This is a genomic window from Streptomyces sp. GQ60, assembly GCF_059758875.1.
Genome location: NZ_JCAXEG010000011.1, coordinates 191,463 through 207,364, shown reverse-complemented (window position 1 = coordinate 207,364; position 15,902 = coordinate 191,463). Strand labels below are relative to the sequence as shown.

Annotated in this window: 11 protein-coding genes and 2 pseudogenes; 3 read left to right on the top strand and 10 right to left on the bottom strand. The window is 71.4% G+C overall.

Annotated elements, in window-relative coordinates; all coding sequences use genetic code 11:
- Positions 1 to 203 precede the first annotated feature (203 nt).
- Together AC6CKD_RS26090 and dacB are read right to left on the bottom strand one after the other, a co-directional pair.
- On the bottom strand, positions 204 to 1,355 hold the full coding sequence (locus AC6CKD_RS26090) for a zinc-dependent metalloprotease (protein WP_498330385.1): 1,152 nt from the start codon (positions 1,353 to 1,355) through the stop codon (positions 204 to 206).
- A 38-nt stretch (positions 1,356 to 1,393) separates the two neighbouring features.
- Positions 1,394 to 2,836, bottom strand: coding sequence for a D-alanyl-D-alanine carboxypeptidase/D-alanyl-D-alanine endopeptidase (gene dacB / locus AC6CKD_RS26085; RefSeq protein WP_498330384.1), 1,443 nt, complete (start codon positions 2,834 to 2,836; stop codon positions 1,394 to 1,396).
- Positions 2,837 to 2,997: 161 nt separating this feature from the next.
- Here dacB and AC6CKD_RS26080 point away from each other — a divergent pair, with 161 nt between their 5' ends.
- Positions 2,998 to 3,492 carry an inorganic diphosphatase gene (locus AC6CKD_RS26080; protein ID WP_214947725.1) on the top strand — a complete coding sequence of 165 codons (495 nt, stop codon included), beginning with the start codon at positions 2,998 to 3,000 and terminating at the stop codon, positions 3,490 to 3,492.
- Between the two features lie 182 nt (positions 3,493 to 3,674).
- On the top strand, positions 3,675 to 5,387 hold the full coding sequence (locus AC6CKD_RS26075; protein WP_498330383.1) for a threonine/serine exporter family protein: 1,713 nt from the start codon (positions 3,675 to 3,677) through the stop codon (positions 5,385 to 5,387).
- A gap of 137 nt (positions 5,388 to 5,524) precedes the next feature.
- Here the strand turns inward: AC6CKD_RS26075 and AC6CKD_RS26070 are convergent.
- From AC6CKD_RS26070 to AC6CKD_RS26045, 6 genes and pseudogenes are all read right to left on the bottom strand, one after another.
- Positions 5,525 to 6,196: pseudogene (locus AC6CKD_RS26070) on the bottom strand (DedA family protein); the annotation flags it as partial.
- A gap of 85 nt (positions 6,197 to 6,281) precedes the next feature.
- Complete coding sequence (locus AC6CKD_RS26065) at positions 6,282 to 7,034, bottom strand: MerR family transcriptional regulator (protein ID WP_498330382.1); 753 nt, start codon at positions 7,032 to 7,034, stop codon at positions 6,282 to 6,284.
- Positions 7,035 to 7,248: 214 nt separating this feature from the next.
- Positions 7,249 to 7,761 carry a DinB family protein gene (locus tag AC6CKD_RS26060; protein WP_498330380.1) on the bottom strand — a complete coding sequence of 171 codons (513 nt, stop codon included), beginning with the start codon at positions 7,759 to 7,761 and terminating at the stop codon, positions 7,249 to 7,251.
- 119 nt (positions 7,762 to 7,880) lie between these two features.
- A pseudogene (mrdA, locus tag AC6CKD_RS26055) lies at positions 7,881 to 9,950 on the bottom strand (penicillin-binding protein 2); the annotation flags it as partial.
- 60 nt (positions 9,951 to 10,010) lie between these two features.
- A complete protein-coding gene (locus tag AC6CKD_RS26050) occupies positions 10,011 to 11,468 on the bottom strand; it encodes an aldehyde dehydrogenase family protein (protein ID WP_498330378.1) in 1,458 nt (485 codons plus the stop codon).
- Between the two features lie 109 nt (positions 11,469 to 11,577).
- Positions 11,578 to 12,438: a Sco1979 family transcriptional regulator gene (locus AC6CKD_RS26045; protein ID WP_498330376.1), complete on the bottom strand. Its 861-nt coding sequence runs from the start codon at positions 12,436 to 12,438 to the stop codon at positions 11,578 to 11,580.
- 341 nt (positions 12,439 to 12,779) lie between these two features.
- Here AC6CKD_RS26045 and AC6CKD_RS26040 point away from each other — a divergent pair, with 341 nt between their 5' ends.
- Positions 12,780 to 13,289, top strand: a complete 510-nt coding sequence (locus AC6CKD_RS26040; RefSeq protein ID WP_498330375.1) for an ATP-binding protein — start codon at positions 12,780 to 12,782, stop codon at positions 13,287 to 13,289.
- An 87-nt stretch (positions 13,290 to 13,376) separates the two neighbouring features.
- On the opposite strand, the gene AC6CKD_RS26035 is transcribed toward AC6CKD_RS26040, so the two are convergent.
- Both AC6CKD_RS26035 and AC6CKD_RS26030 read right to left on the bottom strand, forming a co-directional pair.
- The gene (locus AC6CKD_RS26035) at positions 13,377 to 13,613 is read right to left on the bottom strand and encodes a DUF397 domain-containing protein (RefSeq protein WP_215011402.1); all 237 of its coding nucleotides are present in this window, start codon (positions 13,611 to 13,613) and stop codon (positions 13,377 to 13,379) included.
- Between the two features lie 104 nt (positions 13,614 to 13,717).
- Positions 13,718 to 15,799, bottom strand: coding sequence for an FUSC family protein (locus tag AC6CKD_RS26030; RefSeq protein WP_498330373.1), 2,082 nt, complete (start codon positions 15,797 to 15,799; stop codon positions 13,718 to 13,720).
- Positions 15,800 to 15,902 lie beyond the last annotated feature (103 nt).

Below are 15,902 nucleotides of genomic sequence, written 5' to 3'. Positions count from 1 at the left end.
TCAGGCGCTGGGGAGGCGTTGGGGGAGGAGGTGGTGCTGGGGTGCTGCCCGGTCCCCCACCGCACGTGGGGGTTGTCACTCAGAGTGCGACGATGGTGACAGAACCGAGCCGTTCCCCGAGCATCGCACGCCCTTCCACGCCCCACGGTCCCTCGGACGGGTGACGCTGCTTCCCCCAGAGGGACATCTTCACGCCTCTCCGGTCACACCTCTTCGCTTGCCTCGCTCTGCTCGCTCCCCTTGCGGTGGACCCGGGCCACCCAGTCCGCGGGGCTGGCGATCTCGGCCTTGGTCGGCAGTGTGTTCGGGGAGGTCCAGACGCGGTTGAAGCCGTCCATGCCGACCTGGCCGACGACGGCGCGCACGAAGCGCTCGCCGTCGCGGTACTGGCGCAGCTTCGCGTCGAGGCCGAGGATCTTGCGCAGCGCGGCGTCGAGCCGGCCGGCTCCGCTGGCCCTGCGCTGCTGGAACTTCTCGCGGATCTCGGCGACCGAGGGCACGACCTCGGGGCCGACCCCGTCCATGACGAAGTCGGCGTGGCCCTCCAGCAGGGACATGACGGCGGTGAGCCGGGCCAGCACCTCGCGCTGTTCGGGGGTCTGGACGAGTTCGACGAGGGAGCGGCCCTCGTCTCCGTGCTCCGCGTCGGGGCGGGCGCCGGCGAAGGACTGGGCGGCCTCGCGGAGCCGTTCCAGGACGGTCATCGGGTCCACTTCGGTGGCGCCGAGGAACGTCTGGATTTCGCCCTCCAGATGTTCGCGGAGCCACGGGACGGCCGTGAACTGGGTACGGTGCGTCTCCTCGTGCAGGCAGACCCAGAGCCGGAAGTCGTGCGGGTCCACCTCCAGCTCCCGCTCGACGTGGACGATGTTCGGCGCGACGAGCAGCAGCCGGCCGCCCGTGGCGGAGCCCGGGAGGTCGAGGCCGGCGGGCGCGAAGGTCTCGTACTGGCCGAGCACGCGGGAGGCCAGGAAGCTGAGCAGCATGCCCAGCTCGACGCCGGTGACCTTGCCGCCCACCGCGCCGAGGACGGCGCCTCCGGGGGTGCCGGCGCGGCGGTCCTGCATCTTGCCGAGGAGCGGGGACAGGAGCTCGCGGAAGCCCGCCACGTTGGCCTTGACCCAGCCGGCCCGGTCCACGACGAGGACGGGGGTGTCGGCCGGGGTCATGCCTTCGGGCATCATCCGGGTGAACTCGCGCACATGCCGTTCCGAGGTCTTGGCGTGCCCGCGCAGCTCCGCGACGACGGCCCGCGCCTCGTCCCGGCTCACCTCCGGGCCGGGCCGCACGAGCCTGGTCGCGGTCGCCACCGCGAGGTTCCAGTCGACCATCTCCGCACCGCCGAAGCTCGTCATGCGTCAACCGTACGTGGACCTGCGCGCGGGCGGGATCCCTAGGAGGCGGTGGCCACGGTCGCGGCGAGTTTGTCGAGGCCCTTCTCGGCGGCGAGGGGCTCCGGGGTGTTCGCGGTCAGGAACGCGAAGGCGAGCAGTCGGCCGGTGGGGTCGACGACGGTGCCGGCGAGGGAGTTCACGCCGCTCAGGGTGCCGGTCTTGGCCCGCAGCAGGCCGGCCGCCGGGGAGGTGCCGGAGTTGCGGGCGCGCAGGGTTCCGGTGAATCCGGCGACGGGCAGTCCGGTGAGGACGGGCCGGAGTTCGGGGTGGAGCGGGTCGGCGGCCTTGGCGAGGAGGGCGGTGAGCAGGCCGGCGCTGACCTTGTCGGCGCGGTTGAGGCCGCTGCCGTCGGCGAAGCGGGAGCCCGCGGTGTCGACCCCGAGGGCGGCGAGTCGGGCGCCCACGGCCTGGGCGACGCCGTCGAAGCCGGCGGGCGCTCCGGAGGCGAGGGCGGTCTGGCGGGCCAGGGCTTCGGCGATGTCGTTGTCGCTGTGGGTCAGCATCCGCTCGACGAGCCCGGCGAGCGGGGGTGAGAGGGTGGTGGCGAGCGGCACGGCGCCGGTGGCGGCCTTGGCCCTGGCGGGCTCGGCGGTGACCTTGACCCCGCGTTCCTTGAGCAGGGCGGCGAAGGCCCGTGCGGTGTCCCGGGAGGGGTCCTGGCTGCGCTTGACGGGGCCGGAGAAGGATTCGTCGGGGCGGCCTTCGTCGGCGGTCAGGGCCGTGACGGGCGCGAGGTTGGGGTTCTCGCCGATCGGGTGCAGGACGGGGCCGGTGTAGAGCGAGTCGTCGTAGCCGAGGGTCACCGCGTCGGTGCCGGCGGCCTTGAGGGCCTGGGCGGTGTCCGCGGCGAGCGCGACGAGGCTGCCGCCGGAGCCGGCCGGGGCCTTCTTCTTGGCGGTGAGCGAGGGATCGCCGCCGCCGACCAGGATGATCTGGCCGGGTCCGGCGCCGGGGGTCACGGTGGTGCGGATGCGGTGGTCGGGGCCGAGGGCGGCGAGGGCGGCCGCCGCAGTGGCGATCTTGACCGTGGAGGCGGGGGTCATGGCTTCCCGGGCCCCGGACTCGTAGAGCACCTGCCCGGTGGCGGTGTCGACCACGGAGGCGCCGCGGACGGTCCCGAGGGCGGGGTCGGCGAGCAGCGGCCGCAGGGCGGCGGCGAGGGCGCCGGGGTCCACGGCTCCGGCCTGGCCGCCGGCCCCGGGTCCGGCCGGGCGTACGCCGGCGAGCACCCCGGGGGCGCTGGGGGCGGCCCGCGGGGCCGCCGCGGCAGGGTCCGCACCGTGATCTGCGCCACCCGTACGGCCCCAGGAGGCGGCCTTGTCCCGCTCGGCCTTACGCTGGCCGGAGTCCCAAGGACCCGCGGCGGCGACCGTCGCGGCCGACAGGGCGAGGCCGGCGACGGCCGACACCGCGATGAGCTGCCAGGTCTTGACCAATGGCACCTCGGACCAGCCCCTTTCGCGATCACACATATGCGTGAGGGACACTTAACCATTGCGTCTTGCCGCGAGCATGGCACCCCACCCGGCAGGGCTGGGTCTACCGCGCACGCAGGTGAACGACGCAGCCCCGAGCAATGAAGCTGATCATGGAGGAGCAGGACGTGGAGTTCGACGTCACCATCGAGATCCCCAAGGGTTCGCGGAACAAGTACGAGGTGGACCACGAGACCGGCCGGATCCGCCTGGACCGTCGCCTCTTCACCTCGACCAGCTACCCGGCCGACTACGGCTTCGTCGAGAACACCCTCGGCGAGGACGGCGACCCGCTGGACGCGCTGGTCATCCTGGACGAGCCGACCTTCCCGGGCTGCCTGATCAAGTGCCGCGCGATCGGCATGTTCAACATGACGGACGAGGCGGGCGGCGACGCCAAGCTGCTGTGCGTGCCGGCGTCCGACCCGCGTGTGGAGCACCTGCGCGACATCCACCACGTGTCCGAGTTCGACCGCCTGGAGATCCAGCACTTCTTCGAGGTCTACAAGGACCTGGAGCCGGGCAAGTCGGTCGAGGGCGCGAACTGGGTCGGCCGTACCGAGGCCGAGGCCGAGATCGAGGCCTCGTACAAGCGCCTCGAGGCCCAGGGCGGCCACCACTGAGCTCCGCTCGGTGAGGGCGGGCGGGGCTGAGGCCCCGCCGGCCCCTGTGACATCGCGGGCGGCATCCCTTGAACGGGGTGCCGCCCGTCGTCGTGTCCGGGTGCGGTCCGTTGCCGGGGGCGGCTGCGGGTCGGCTGCCGGCGGCTGGATTCGGCGGCTGCGCCGTGCGTACCGCCTGCGCGATGGATCAATGCGTTCCGCATACTGATACGGCCGGGCCAGGGACTGGAGGACGCGTGGCGGAGGGTGAGGGATCCGGGGCAGAGGACCGGAAGCCGAAGTCGGACGAGGCGCGCAGCGCGTTCTCGGTGCCGCACGGGGTCGGGGAGCCGGAGGCGGCCGAGGAGGACCAGCCGACCTCGGAGTTCGCGGTCCCCGACGGCCTCGCCTCGGTGCCCCTGGACCCCGATGGCCCAGCGTCCGCGTTCGCCACGCCGCACACCTACAGCGCCGCCCACTCCCCGCCCGCCTACACCGGCCCTCCGGGCCTCCCCGTCACGCGGTTGAAGGAGTCCCCCTGGCAGGACCGCATGCGCACGGTGCTGCGCATGCCGGTCGACGTCCGGCCGGTGCCGGAGCCCTCGCAGCGGCTGGCCGTGGAGACCGGGCCCGCCGTGGGCCGCGTGCTCGACCTGACGCTGCGCATCGGCGAGCTGTTGCTCTCGGGCGGCGAGGGCGCGGAGGACGTGGAGGCCGCGATGTTCGCCGTGGCGCGCAGCTACGGCCTGGACCGCTGCGAGCCCACCGTCACCTTCACCCTGCTGTCGATCACCCACCAGCCCTCCCTGGTGGACGACCCGGTGTCGGCGAACCGCACCGTCCGCCGCCGCGGCACGGACTACACCCGGCTCTCGGCCGTGTTCAGGCTCGTCAACGACATCACCGCGCACGAGGTCGACATCTCGCTGGAGGACGCCTACCGCCGGCTCGCCGAGATCCGCCGCAACCGGCACCCGTACCCCGGCTGGGTGCTCACCGGCGCCGCCGGTCTGCTCGCCGGCGCGGCCTCCACGCTGGTCGGCGGTGGCGTGCTGGTGTTCTTCGCAGCCGCACTCGGGGCGGTGCTCGGCGACCGGCTGGCCTGGCTGTGCGCCGGGCGCGGTCTGCCGGAGTTCTACCAGTTCGTGGTCGCGGCGATGCCCCCGGCGGCGATGGGGGTGGCGCTGAAGCTCACCGAGTTCGACGTGCGCTCCTCGGCCGTGATCACCGGCGGGCTCTTCGCGCTGCTGCCGGGACGGGCCCTGGTCGCGGCCGTGCAGGACGGTTTGACCGGCTACTACATCACCGCCTCCGCCCGGCTGCTGGAGGTCATGTACCTCTTCATCGGCATCATCATGGGCGTCCTGGTGGTGCTCTACGTCGGCGTCCAGTTCGGCTCCAATCCGCAGCCGGAGGACGTCCTGCAGATCGAGCAGCGGCCACTGCTCCAGATCGCCGCCTCGATGGTTCTGGTGTTCACGTTCGCGATCCTGCTCCAGCAGGAACGTTCCACCGTGTGGTTCGTGACGTTGAACGGCGGGATCGCCTGGGTGATCTACGGGGCCCTGCACTACGCCGCCAACATGCCGCCGGTGCCGTCCACCGCGATCGCCGCCGGGCTGGTCGGCCTCTTCGGACAGCTCCTCGCCCGGCACAGGTTCTCCTCGGCCCTCCCCTTCGTCACGGCCGCCATCGGCCCGCTGCTGCCCGGCTCGGCCACGTACTACGGGCTCCTGCTGATCGCCGAGAACCGGCTGAACGAGGGGCTGGGCTCGCTGACGAACGCCGCGGCCATCGCCCTCGCCATCGCGATCGGCGTCAACCTCGGCTCCGAGACGTCCCGCCTGTTCATGCGCATCCCCGGCGCGGCCAGTGCTGCCAAGCGCAGCGCGGCCAAGCGCACCCGCGGGTTCTAGGCTGTGTCGGCACCAGACACGCCGATGCCCCGCCGACCGGGAATCCCGGTCGGCGGGGCATCGTACGAGGCTTCGAGCAGCCCTGGCGCTCCGCGTGGCGGCTAGCGCTTCGCGTGGCGGCCGCTGCGCTGCTGGCCCGGGGCCTGCGGGTCCTCGCCGGCGCCGGGCTCCGTGCCGCCGGCCTCCGCCGCCGCCTTCTTCTGCTTGCGGGACTTGAGCACCTCGAAGACCACCGGGATGACCGAGATCAGGACGATGCCGATGAAGATCGGCTCGACGTTGTTCTTGATGATCTCGAACTGGCCGAGCTGGTAGCCCAGGATCGTGACGCCCGCACCCCAGAGGATGCCGCCGATGATGTTGAACGTCAGGAAGGTGCGGTACTTCATCGCGGTCGCGCCCGCGACCATCGGCGCGAAGGTGCGGATGATCGGCACGAAGCGCGCGAGCACGATGGCCTTGGGGCCGTGCTTCTCCATGAAGTCGTGCGCCGCGTCGAGGTTCTCGCGCTTGAAGAGCTTGGAGTTCGGCTTGTTGAAGATCTTCGGGCCGAAGACCTTGCCGATCATGTATCCGACCTGGTCACCGATGATCGCGGCGGCCACGATCAGGGTGCACACCAGCCACAGCGGCTGGCTGATGGTGCCGCTCGCGACGAACAGGCCCATCGTGAAGAGCAGGGAGTCGCCGGGCAGGAAGGCGAAGAGCCCCGACTCGGCGAACACGATGACCAGGGTGCCGACCAGGCCGAATTGCCCGATCAGATACTCCGGGGAGATCCACTCGGGGCCGAGCGCAAGCGTATTCACGGGTTCCGGGCTCTCCTGGATCAGGTGGGGGTGTCCGTCCAATTATGAACGCACACCACCCCCGCCTGGTTCCAGGGAGCGGCGGCTACGCCTTGCGGACCGCGTTCGCCAGGATCGCGTCCCGCACGAACACCGCCAGTCCGGGCCGGACGGCCTCGTAGTACGCCGTGAACCGCTCGTCCGCGACGTACATCTCACCGAGGCCGGTGTGGATCTCGTACGTGCAGAAGTAGTAGCTGCCGTTGATCCAGCCGCGGTGCTCCTCGGCCAGGTCCATGGCCTCCTCGGACTCCGCGGACGTCCCGGCGTCCAGGAGGGCGGCGAACCGCCGGTTGATGTCCTCGGCCAGGGCCTGGATCCGCAGCCAGTCCTCCTTGGTGTACGCGGCGGTCCGGCGGGCGGACTCGCGGTACGTGTCGCCCCAGCGGCGCTCGGCCTCCTCGGCGTGCTCTTCGGGGTCGAAGTCCCCGAAGACCTCGAACTTCTCCTCGGGTGTGAGGTTGATGCCCATCTTCTTCGCCTCCATGGCGTGCTCGACGGCCGCGGCCATCCGCTGGAGCCGGTCGATCCGGTCGGACAGGAGGGCGTGCTGCCGGCGCAGGTGCTCCCCCGGGTCCGATTCCGGGTCGTCCAGCAGGACCGCGACCTCGTCGAGCGGAAAGCCGAGCTCCCGGTAGAACAGGACCCGCTGCAGGCGGTCGAGGTCGGCGTCGTCGTACCGCCGGTGTCCCGCCCTGCTGCGGCCGCTCGGGGAGAGCAGCCCGATCTCGTCGTAGTGGTGCAGCGTGCGCACCGTCACTCCGGCGAATCCGGCGACCTGGCCCACGGAGTAGCCCATGGCTTTCCGCTCCTCTTCTCGGGTACGCGTCCCAGCCTGGCCCCTCACGCCGCGTGAGGTGCAAGTCCCGGGGGCGGGGGGCATCGGGGGGACGGGGCGAGGACCCCTTCGAAGGCGTCGCCCGGGTCGTGGGCGAAGAGGAGTACCCGCCCCCTCGATCCGTGCGATCAGGCCCCCGGTCCAGGGCTACTGAGCCGGCCCCGGCGCACCGCGGCTAGCCCATGGCGCGGGTGCCGTCGATGGATTCGCGGAGGATGTCCGCGTGGCCCGCGTGCCGGGCGAACTCCTCCACCAGGTGGAGGAGCATCCAGCGCATCGAGACCTTGGCGTCCGCCGGGAACCACGGGGCCGGGGGCAGCGGGAAGGTGTCGTCGAGGCTGGGTACGGCGGTGATGAACGCCTCCGTCTCCTGCCTGGCCTCGTCCCAGTGGGCCAGCACCGACTGCACGGACTCGTCCCCGACCAGGCGGAAGCCGTCCGCCCAGGCCTCCTCCTGGCCCTCCTCCGGGGCGGTCGCGCCCTGCGCCATCCGCAGCCAGCCGAGCTCGCACTGCGCCGCGTGCTTGAGCAGCCCGGACAGGGAGAGTTCGCTGACGCTGGGCCGGCTCGCCGCCTGCTCCTCGGTCAGCCCCCGGGCCGCCTCGCGCAGGGCCGCGCGCTGGGCCTCGACGAAGGTGAGGAGCGTGCCGCGCTCGTCACCGAGGATCTCCATGGAAATCTGAGCCATGACCTGACCGCCTTCTGTTCCGGGTGCCCTGCGGGTCTCTCCTGCTGACAAGAACCACGCTACGAACCCTTGCGGTCAGTTCCTGTCCGCAATCGCGCCCCTCACCGGAATCACTGGTTTTCCTGCCGGACCGGCGGGAGTTCCGTCTGCGGCTTGGGGAGCAGGGCCTTCGTCAGGTCCTGGGCGCCCTTCTCGTCCAGCCCGTACATCGCCTCGTAGATCTTGCGGACGGCCGGCCCCGAGGCGCCGGAGCCGGTGCCGCCCTGGGAGATGGTCATCACGATCGAGTAGTCCTCGGTGTAGGAGGCGAACCACGAGGTGGTCTGCTTGCCCTGGACCTCGGCCGTACCGGTCTTCGCGTGCATCGGGATCTGCTTCTGCGGCCAGCCGCCGAACCGCCAGGCCGCACTGCCGGTGGTGGCCACGTCGGCGAGGGCGCCGTCGATGTCCTTGCGGAGCTTGGCGTTCATGGGGAGCTTGCCCCGCTCCTTCGGGGTGATCTCCTTCACCGAGGCGCCGTCGGCGCTGACCACGGCCTTGCCGATGCTGGGCTGGTGCAGGGTGCCGCCGTTGGCGATGGCGGCGTAGACGGAGGCCATCTGGATCGGGGTGACGAGGGTGTCGCCCTGGCCGATGGAGTAGTTGATCGCGTCGCCCTCGCGGAGCTGGTTGCCCTGGCGGCAGTTCTCGTAGGCGATCTTCTCGGCGTACGAGCCGTCCTTCTTGCCGTCGCGGCACCAGGCGGCCTTGTTCGCCTCGAAGAAGTCCTTCTTCCACTGGCGGTCGGGTACCCGGCCCGGGACCTCGCTGGGCAGGTCGATGCCGGTGCGCTTGCCGAGGCCGAACTCGTGGGCGGTCTTGAAGAACCAGTCGCGGGGCTGCGCCTTGGGCTTGATGCCGCCGTCCTTCTTCCACTCCTGGTCGGCGATGGCGTAGTAGACGGTGTCGCAGGAGACTTCCAGGGCCTTGCCGATGGTGATGTCGCCGTAGCCCTGGGACTCGAAGTTGGTGAAGACCTGGCTGCCCACCGAGTACGAGCTCGGGCAGCCGTAGAGCTTGTTGAAGGGGTAGCCGGCGTTGACCGCGGCCGTCGAGGAGACCACCTTGAAGATCGAGCCGGGGGCCGCCTGGCCCTGGATGGCGCGGTTCAGCAGCGGGTAGTTCGATTCCTTGTCGGTCAGGGAGGCGTAGTCCTTCGCGGCGATGCCGCCGACCCAGGCGTTCGGGTCGTAGGTCGGGTTGGACGCCATCGCGACGACCCGGCCGGTCTTGGACTCCATGACCACGACGGCTCCGGAGTCGGCCACGTAGTGGCGGCCCGTGTTGTTCTTGTCGATGGCCTTGCGGGCCTCGATCATCGCGTTGTTCAGCTCGCGCTCGGCCACGGCCTGCACGCGCGAGTCGATCGAGGTCACGATGTTGGCGCCCGCCTGCGGCTCGTCGCTCACGCCCTCGCCGATGATCCGGCCGAGGTTGTCCACCTCGTAGCGGGTGATGCCCGCCTTGCCGCGGAGCTCCTTGTCGTAGGTGCGCTCCAGGCCGCTGCGGCCCACCTGGTCGGAGCGCAGGTACGGGGAGTCGGAGCCCTTCGCCTTGGTGATCTCCTCGTCGGTCACCGGGGAGAGGTATCCGAGCACCTGGGAGGTGTTGGCACCGTCGGGGCCGGCGTAGCGGCGCAGGGCGGTGGGCTCGGCGGTGATGCCGGGGAACTGCTCGGCGTGCTCCCGTATCTCCAGGACCTGCTCGGTCGTCGCCTCGTCGGTGATGGGGATCGGCTGGTACGGGGAGCCGTTCCAGCAGGGCTTGGGGGTCTTGGCGTCGCACAGCCGGACGCCGTTGACGACGTCGTCGGGGTTGAGGCCCAGCACCCCGGCGAGGTGGGTCAGGACGCCCTTGCCGCGGTCCTTCATCTTGGAGAGTTCGGTGCGGCTGGCGGAGACCACCATGCGGGTCTCGTTGTCGGCGAGCGGGATCCCGCGGGAATCGAGGATCGAGCCGCGCACGGCAGGCTGCACCACCTGCTGGGTGTGGTTGTTCTTCGCCTCGTCCGTGTACTCCTGGCCGTTGCGTATCTGGAGGTACCACAGACGCCCGCCGAGGGTCAGCAGCAGCGAGAACACCACGATCTGGATCATGACGAGCCGGTTCTGGACCCGGGGCGTGCGCCCCGTCTCCGGTATGTTGCTCAACTCGGCTCTCCCCCGGACTGGTCCTCGCCTGACCCGCCCGAGTCTAGATCCCCTCGCGGGTCAGAACGGGAACTGCGTCCGGCCGTGCTGGACCGAGATCCATTTCTGGGTGGTGAAGGCCTCGACGGTGGCCTCGCCGTTGAGGCGGCCCAGCCCGGAGGCCTTCTCCCCGCCGAACGCCGCGAGCGGCTCGTCACCGATGGTGGAGTCGTTGACGTGGATCATGCCGGTCTCGATGCGCTGCGCGAAGCGGACCCCGCGCTCCACGTCCCGGGTGTGGACGGCGCCGCTGAGTCCGTACGGGGTCGCGTTGGTGAGGCGGACCGCCTCGTCCTCGCCGTCGAAGACGACGAGGAGGGCGACGGGGCCGAAGATCTCCTGGCCGAGCAGCGGGGAGTCCTCGGGAAGCCCGGCGAGCACGGTCGGCTCGACCAGGTTGCCGCGCGTGGAGCCCCGTACGAGGGCCTGCGCGCCGGAGTCGACGGCGCGGTCGACGAGGGCGGTGAGGGCGTCGGCCTGGAAGGAGTTGATCAGCGGGCCGATGTGGGTGTCGGCGTCGTGCGGGTCGCCGGTTTTCAGGGCCCGGACGCGGGCGGTGAACTTCTCGGTGAACTCCTCGGCGACGGAGGCGTCGACCAGGATCCGGTTGGCGGCCATGCAGACCTGGCCCTGGTAGACGAAGCGGCTGAAGACGGCCGCGTCCACCGCGTAGTCGAGGTCGGCGTCGTCGAGGACGACGAGCGCGCTGTTGCCGCTGAGCTCCAGGACGGTCCGCTTGAAGTGGCGGGCGGCGACCGCGCCGACGTGCCGGCCGACCCGGTCGGAACCGGCGAAGGAGATGACCTTGGGGACGGGGTGGGTCAGGAGCGCGTCGCCTATTTCGGCTATGTCGGTGACCAGGACGTTGAGCAGCCCGGCCGGGAGCCCGGCGTCCTCGAAGATCTTGGCGATGACCCCGCCGCCCACGACGGGCGCGTTCTGGTTCGGCTTGACGACGACGGCGTTGCCGAGGGCCAGGGCCGGGGCGACCGACTTCAGGGTGACCAGGAAGGGGAAGTTGAAGGGGCTGATCACGGCGACGACCCCGACGGGCAGGCGCTGGACCCGGTTCTCCTTGCCCTCGACCGGCGAGGGCAGGATGCGCCCCTCGGGCCGGACGGCCAGCTGCATGGCCTCGCGGATGAACTCCATCGCGAGGTGGACCTCGTACTCGGCCTTGGGACGGGTCCCGCCGAGTTCGTCGATCATCGCCTCGACGATCTCCTTCTCGCGCTCCTCGGTGATCCGCAGGGCGCGTTCCAGGACGGCTCGTCTGGTGTAGGGGCTGGTGGCGGCCCATTCCTTCTGGGCCCGCTCGGCGGCCCGGTACGCCCGGTCGACCTGCTCGACGGTGGCCACGGTGATGGCCGCGAGCTTCTCCCCGTTGTACGGGTTGACGTCGATGATGTCCCACGAACCGGTCCCGGCCAGCCATTCGCCGTCGATGTACTGGTGAGCCAGGTCCTCGAATATGGACATGCCATCCCTTACGTCGAACGCGCGTCCTTGCGCTGCACCGGAGACCCGTGGGTCGTCGTCACGCCCGACCAGGCATCACTGCCTGATCAGGCGTCATAGTACGTGCGAATCAAGACAGTTGGAGCAGACCGCGCAGGAGATCGCGGGTCTTGCCGGGGTCCGGGCAGTCGCTCTGGAGGCGCAGCATCGCCCGCTCGTACTGCCCCACTTCCTCGTCTTTGTCGAGGTAGAGGGCGCTGGTGAGCTGTTCCAGATAGACGACGTCCTGGAGGTCGGACTCCGGGAAGCGCAGCAGGGTGAAGGCGCCGCTCTCGCCGGCGTGGCCGCCGAAGGAGAAGGGCATGACCTGCAGGTGCACGTTCGGCCGCTGCGAGATCTCGATGAGGTGCTCCAACTGGCCCCGCATCACGTCCCGGTCGCCGTACGGGCGGCGCAGGGCGGCCTCGTCGAGGACGGCGTGGAAGACGGGGGCGTTCTCGGAGACCAGCACCTTCTGGCGCTCCAGGCGCAGCGCGACCCGGCGGTCGATCTCGGCGCGGCCGGCGCCGGGCATGCCGCGGCTGACGACGGCCTGGGCGTAGGCCTCGGTCTGCAACAAGCCGTGCACGAACTGGACTTCGTAGATGCGGATGAGGGAGGCGGCGCCTTCCAGGCCCACGTACGTCTGGAACCAGCCCGGCAGGACATCGCCGTAGCTGTGCCACCAGCCGGCCACGTTGGCTTCGCGGACCAGTCCCAGAAGGGATTCCCGCTCCGCGCCGTCCGTGACTCCGTAGAGCGTGAGGAGGTCCTCTACGTCCCTGGCCTTGAAGCTCACCCTTCCCAACTCCAAGCGGCTGATCTTCGATTCGGATGCGCGGATCGAGTAACCGGCCGCCTCACGGGTGATGCCGCGGGATTCTCGGAGTCGCCTGAGCTGGGAGCCCAGGAGGATGCGGCGCACCACAGAACCACTGGCTTCTGCGGTCACGAGCCCTGCCCCTCCCCATGCCGTGGATGGATACGTACGGAAACGCGTGTCTGGCTGTGCTTGTCTGCGTACGGCTGCGTCGCAGGGGCCCCCGCGCCCCTCAAAGCCCGCAGTCTGCCACCAAAACGCATCTGCCCGTACTCGTTCTGTAACGGATTTGACCTCGCCGTAAAAGAAGTGCGTAAGGATGCGTAGGAAGAAATGAGCAAGAACCGTCACGGGACCGGACAGGTCCGGCGCGTGCACGTGCATCTGCCCTTGCATCCGGCTTCGGCATTCGGAACCATGGTCCCGCGCACCTGCGTGCCCCGCAGTTCTTTCGAATCCCGGGAGTGCCTCGCATGGGGACGAATGGATCGACCATGCTCGAGCCGTTACGGCAGGGGCTTCCCCCGGTCGACCCCACGGCTGTCTCCGGGTCCGCGTCCTGCGCCCTTCCCGCCCGCCTCGAAGCGGTGCGCGGTGCGCGCACCTTCACGCGTTCCACCCTTGCCCAGTGGGGACTCGACGACCGGTTCGACGACGTGGCCCTGGTCGTCTCCGAACTCGTCACCAACGCGCTGCGCCACGCCCTCCCGGACGACTCCCGGCCGGCCGCCGGCGAGGGCGAACCGCCGGTGCGGCTGCACCTGATGCGGTGGAGCACCCGGCTGGTGTGCGCGGTGCGGGACCCCAGCGAGGACCGGCCCGGCGGGAGCTTCGCGCCGGAGGCCACGGAGCGCAACTGCGACCTGGAGTCGGGGCGGGGACTCTTCCTCGTCGACTCCTACAGCGACAGCTGGGGCTGGCATCCGCTCGCGGGGCGGCTGACCGGCAAGGTGGTCTGGGCGCTGTTCACGCTCCAGGAGTGAAGCACCACGGATACGACAAGATGCCGGGATTGATCATGGCGATCAATCCCGGCCGCTGCACGTGCATGGCTGATCTTGGGCTGGTCTTCAGCCGATCAGGTGGTCGAACTCGCCGTCCTTGACACCCAGCAGCAGCGCTTCTATCTCGGCCGGCGTGTACACGAGTGCCGGTCCGTCCGGAAAGCGCGAGTTGCGCATGGCAACGTCGCCTCCGGGCAGTTTCGCGAACTCCACACAGGAACCTTGCGAGTTGCTGTGTCTGCTCTTCTGCCAGGTCACCCCGTCAAGCTCTGCAGCTGCCATCCCGTTGTACGCGTGGTCCACAGGAAGCCCCCGATAGTGCAGATGTCAACTGCACCGGATCATAGCTCTGTTCATGAACGCCTGCATGGGCAGATGCACGTGCACGAACGGAGGGCACGCCACCACTAAGGGTGACGACTTTCCCCGGACCCGGGACGGGGCGGGGCGCGCAGGGCGTCGGAGACCTCCTCCAGGGAGTCCAGCAACTGCCGCGCCGCCCCGCGCAGCACGCCCGGCTCGGGGGCGTCCCCGTCGGCCAGCGCCGCGCGGACCCCCTCCCAGTCGGGCACCCGGCGCTCCCGTACCGCCTTCGCGCCCGCCTCGGTCGCCTCGCGCAGCGCCCTGGCCAGCTCGGCCGCGCCCGGGACCGGGGGCTGGGACCGCTCCGGAAAGTGCGCCTCCAGCAGCATCGCGTGGCGGCCCATCGCGGCCAGGGCCCGGCCCGCGTCCTCGGCGGCCGCGTGGGAGATCCCGCGGTGGCGCACCGGCTCCCCGGCGGCCCGGTCCACCGCCTCCTGCCAGGCGACCCGGGCGTCGCGCGCCGCCAGCAGGGCCTCGCGCACCTCGCCGCGGCGCGCTCCGGCCGGGTCGGCGTACTGGCCGAGCACGGCCGCCGCGTACCGCCCGCCGGCGGCCACCCAGTCGGCCAGCCGGGTCCGCAGTCGCGGGGTCTCCCAGGCCGGGTAGACGGCGTACGAGATCATCGCGAGGACCCCGCCGACCAGGGTGAGGGTGACGCGGTCCGGCACGGTCTGGTCCCAGCGCAGGCCGCCCATGCCGAGCAGGAAGACCACGTAGGCGGAGACGAAGACCATCGAGACGGCGTACCCGGTGCGCATGAAGGTGTACATCAGGCCCGCGCTGACGACGGCGAGCAGTCCGGACACGTACATCCCCGGCTGCGCGAGCTGCACCACGGCCGTCGCGAGGGCGACCCCGACCAGGGTGCCGCCGAAGCGGGCCACGGCGCGGCTGTAGGTCTGCGTGAAATCGGGGCGCATGACCATGACGGAGGCCATCGGGGCCCAGTAGGCGTGGCCGAACGGCAGCGCGTGGCCGATGCCGTAGCCCGCGCAGGCGACGGCGGTGACCCGCACGGCGTGCCGCAGGATCGGCGACCCGGGGTGCAGCTCGGCCCGTACGGCGGCCAGCACCATCGGCGCGAGCGCCGGCAGCGCGGGCCGCAGCATCGACTCCCCGGGATCGGCGGTGCGCCCGGAGCCCGGATCGGCGGTGTCGAGTACGTCGTCCAGCAGGGCGGCCAGCCTGTGCGCGGCGCGCAGCGCGGCGCCCTGGAGCAGCTCGTCGGTGTCGGGGGCCTTGAGCACCGCGAGGGCCGGCCCGGGCAGCCGCACCGCCTCCCCGTGCCGGATCGCGGACGCGGCGGCGTCCAGCACCGACCCGGCCGCGGCGAGCAGGTCCCGTACCCGGTCCCGCGCCGGGCCCTCGGCCGGGGCCCCGACCGCCGGGTCGGCCAGCAGGGCCAGCACGGGCCGGATCCGCTCCGCGAGCCCCCGCGCGCCGTGCAGCTCGGCGGGGCGGCGGCGGGCCTGGCGCGCCGTCACGGTCGCGGCGTCGCGCGCCCTCATCAGCGGCTGCGGGTCGAAGGAGGCGACCGGGTCCTGGCGCAGGCGGCGCGCGTAGTCGGCCTCGGCGGCGAGGGCGTCGGCCAGGGCGTCGCGCTGGGCGCCCCACCGCCGGACGGGGAAGAGGAGGATCAGCAGGGCCTGGACCACCCCGCCGGCGGCGATCATCGCGGCGTGCCCGGCGGCCTGGGGCACGGAGGTGGGCAGGGTGACGGTGACCAGCATGATCGCGACGTTGCCGGAGGCGATGATGCCGGCGGTCGGGCCGGCCGCCCACATCAGGCCCGCCGCGAAGCTCCACACGGCGAGCAGCAGCAGGAAGGCCAGGGTGTGCGAGGACCCGACGAGGTAGCCGATGAAGGTGGACACGGCCAGGGTCAGCCCGGCGGCGAGCGCGAGGACGGGCCGGGGCCGCCAGCTCTTCTGGAAGGTGGCGATGGCCGCCATGTACGCGCCGAAGGCGGAGCTGGCGGCGGAGCCGGGCCCGAGGAAGGCGAGGCCCGCGCCGATGACGAGGGCGAGGCCGACGGCGGCGCGGAGCGCGATGAGGGGTTGCAGCCGGGTCCGCTCGACCCGCAGTCCGGACCGGGCGGTGTCCTTCAGCGCCCGGACCCAGCTCATGCCCCGAGCGTAGCCCTGGCGGGGGCGGATCCCGGGGACCGGCGGTGCCGTGCCCTGGCCGGGCATCAGGCGTCGGCCCCGGCACCGGGTGCGTGCCGCTGCG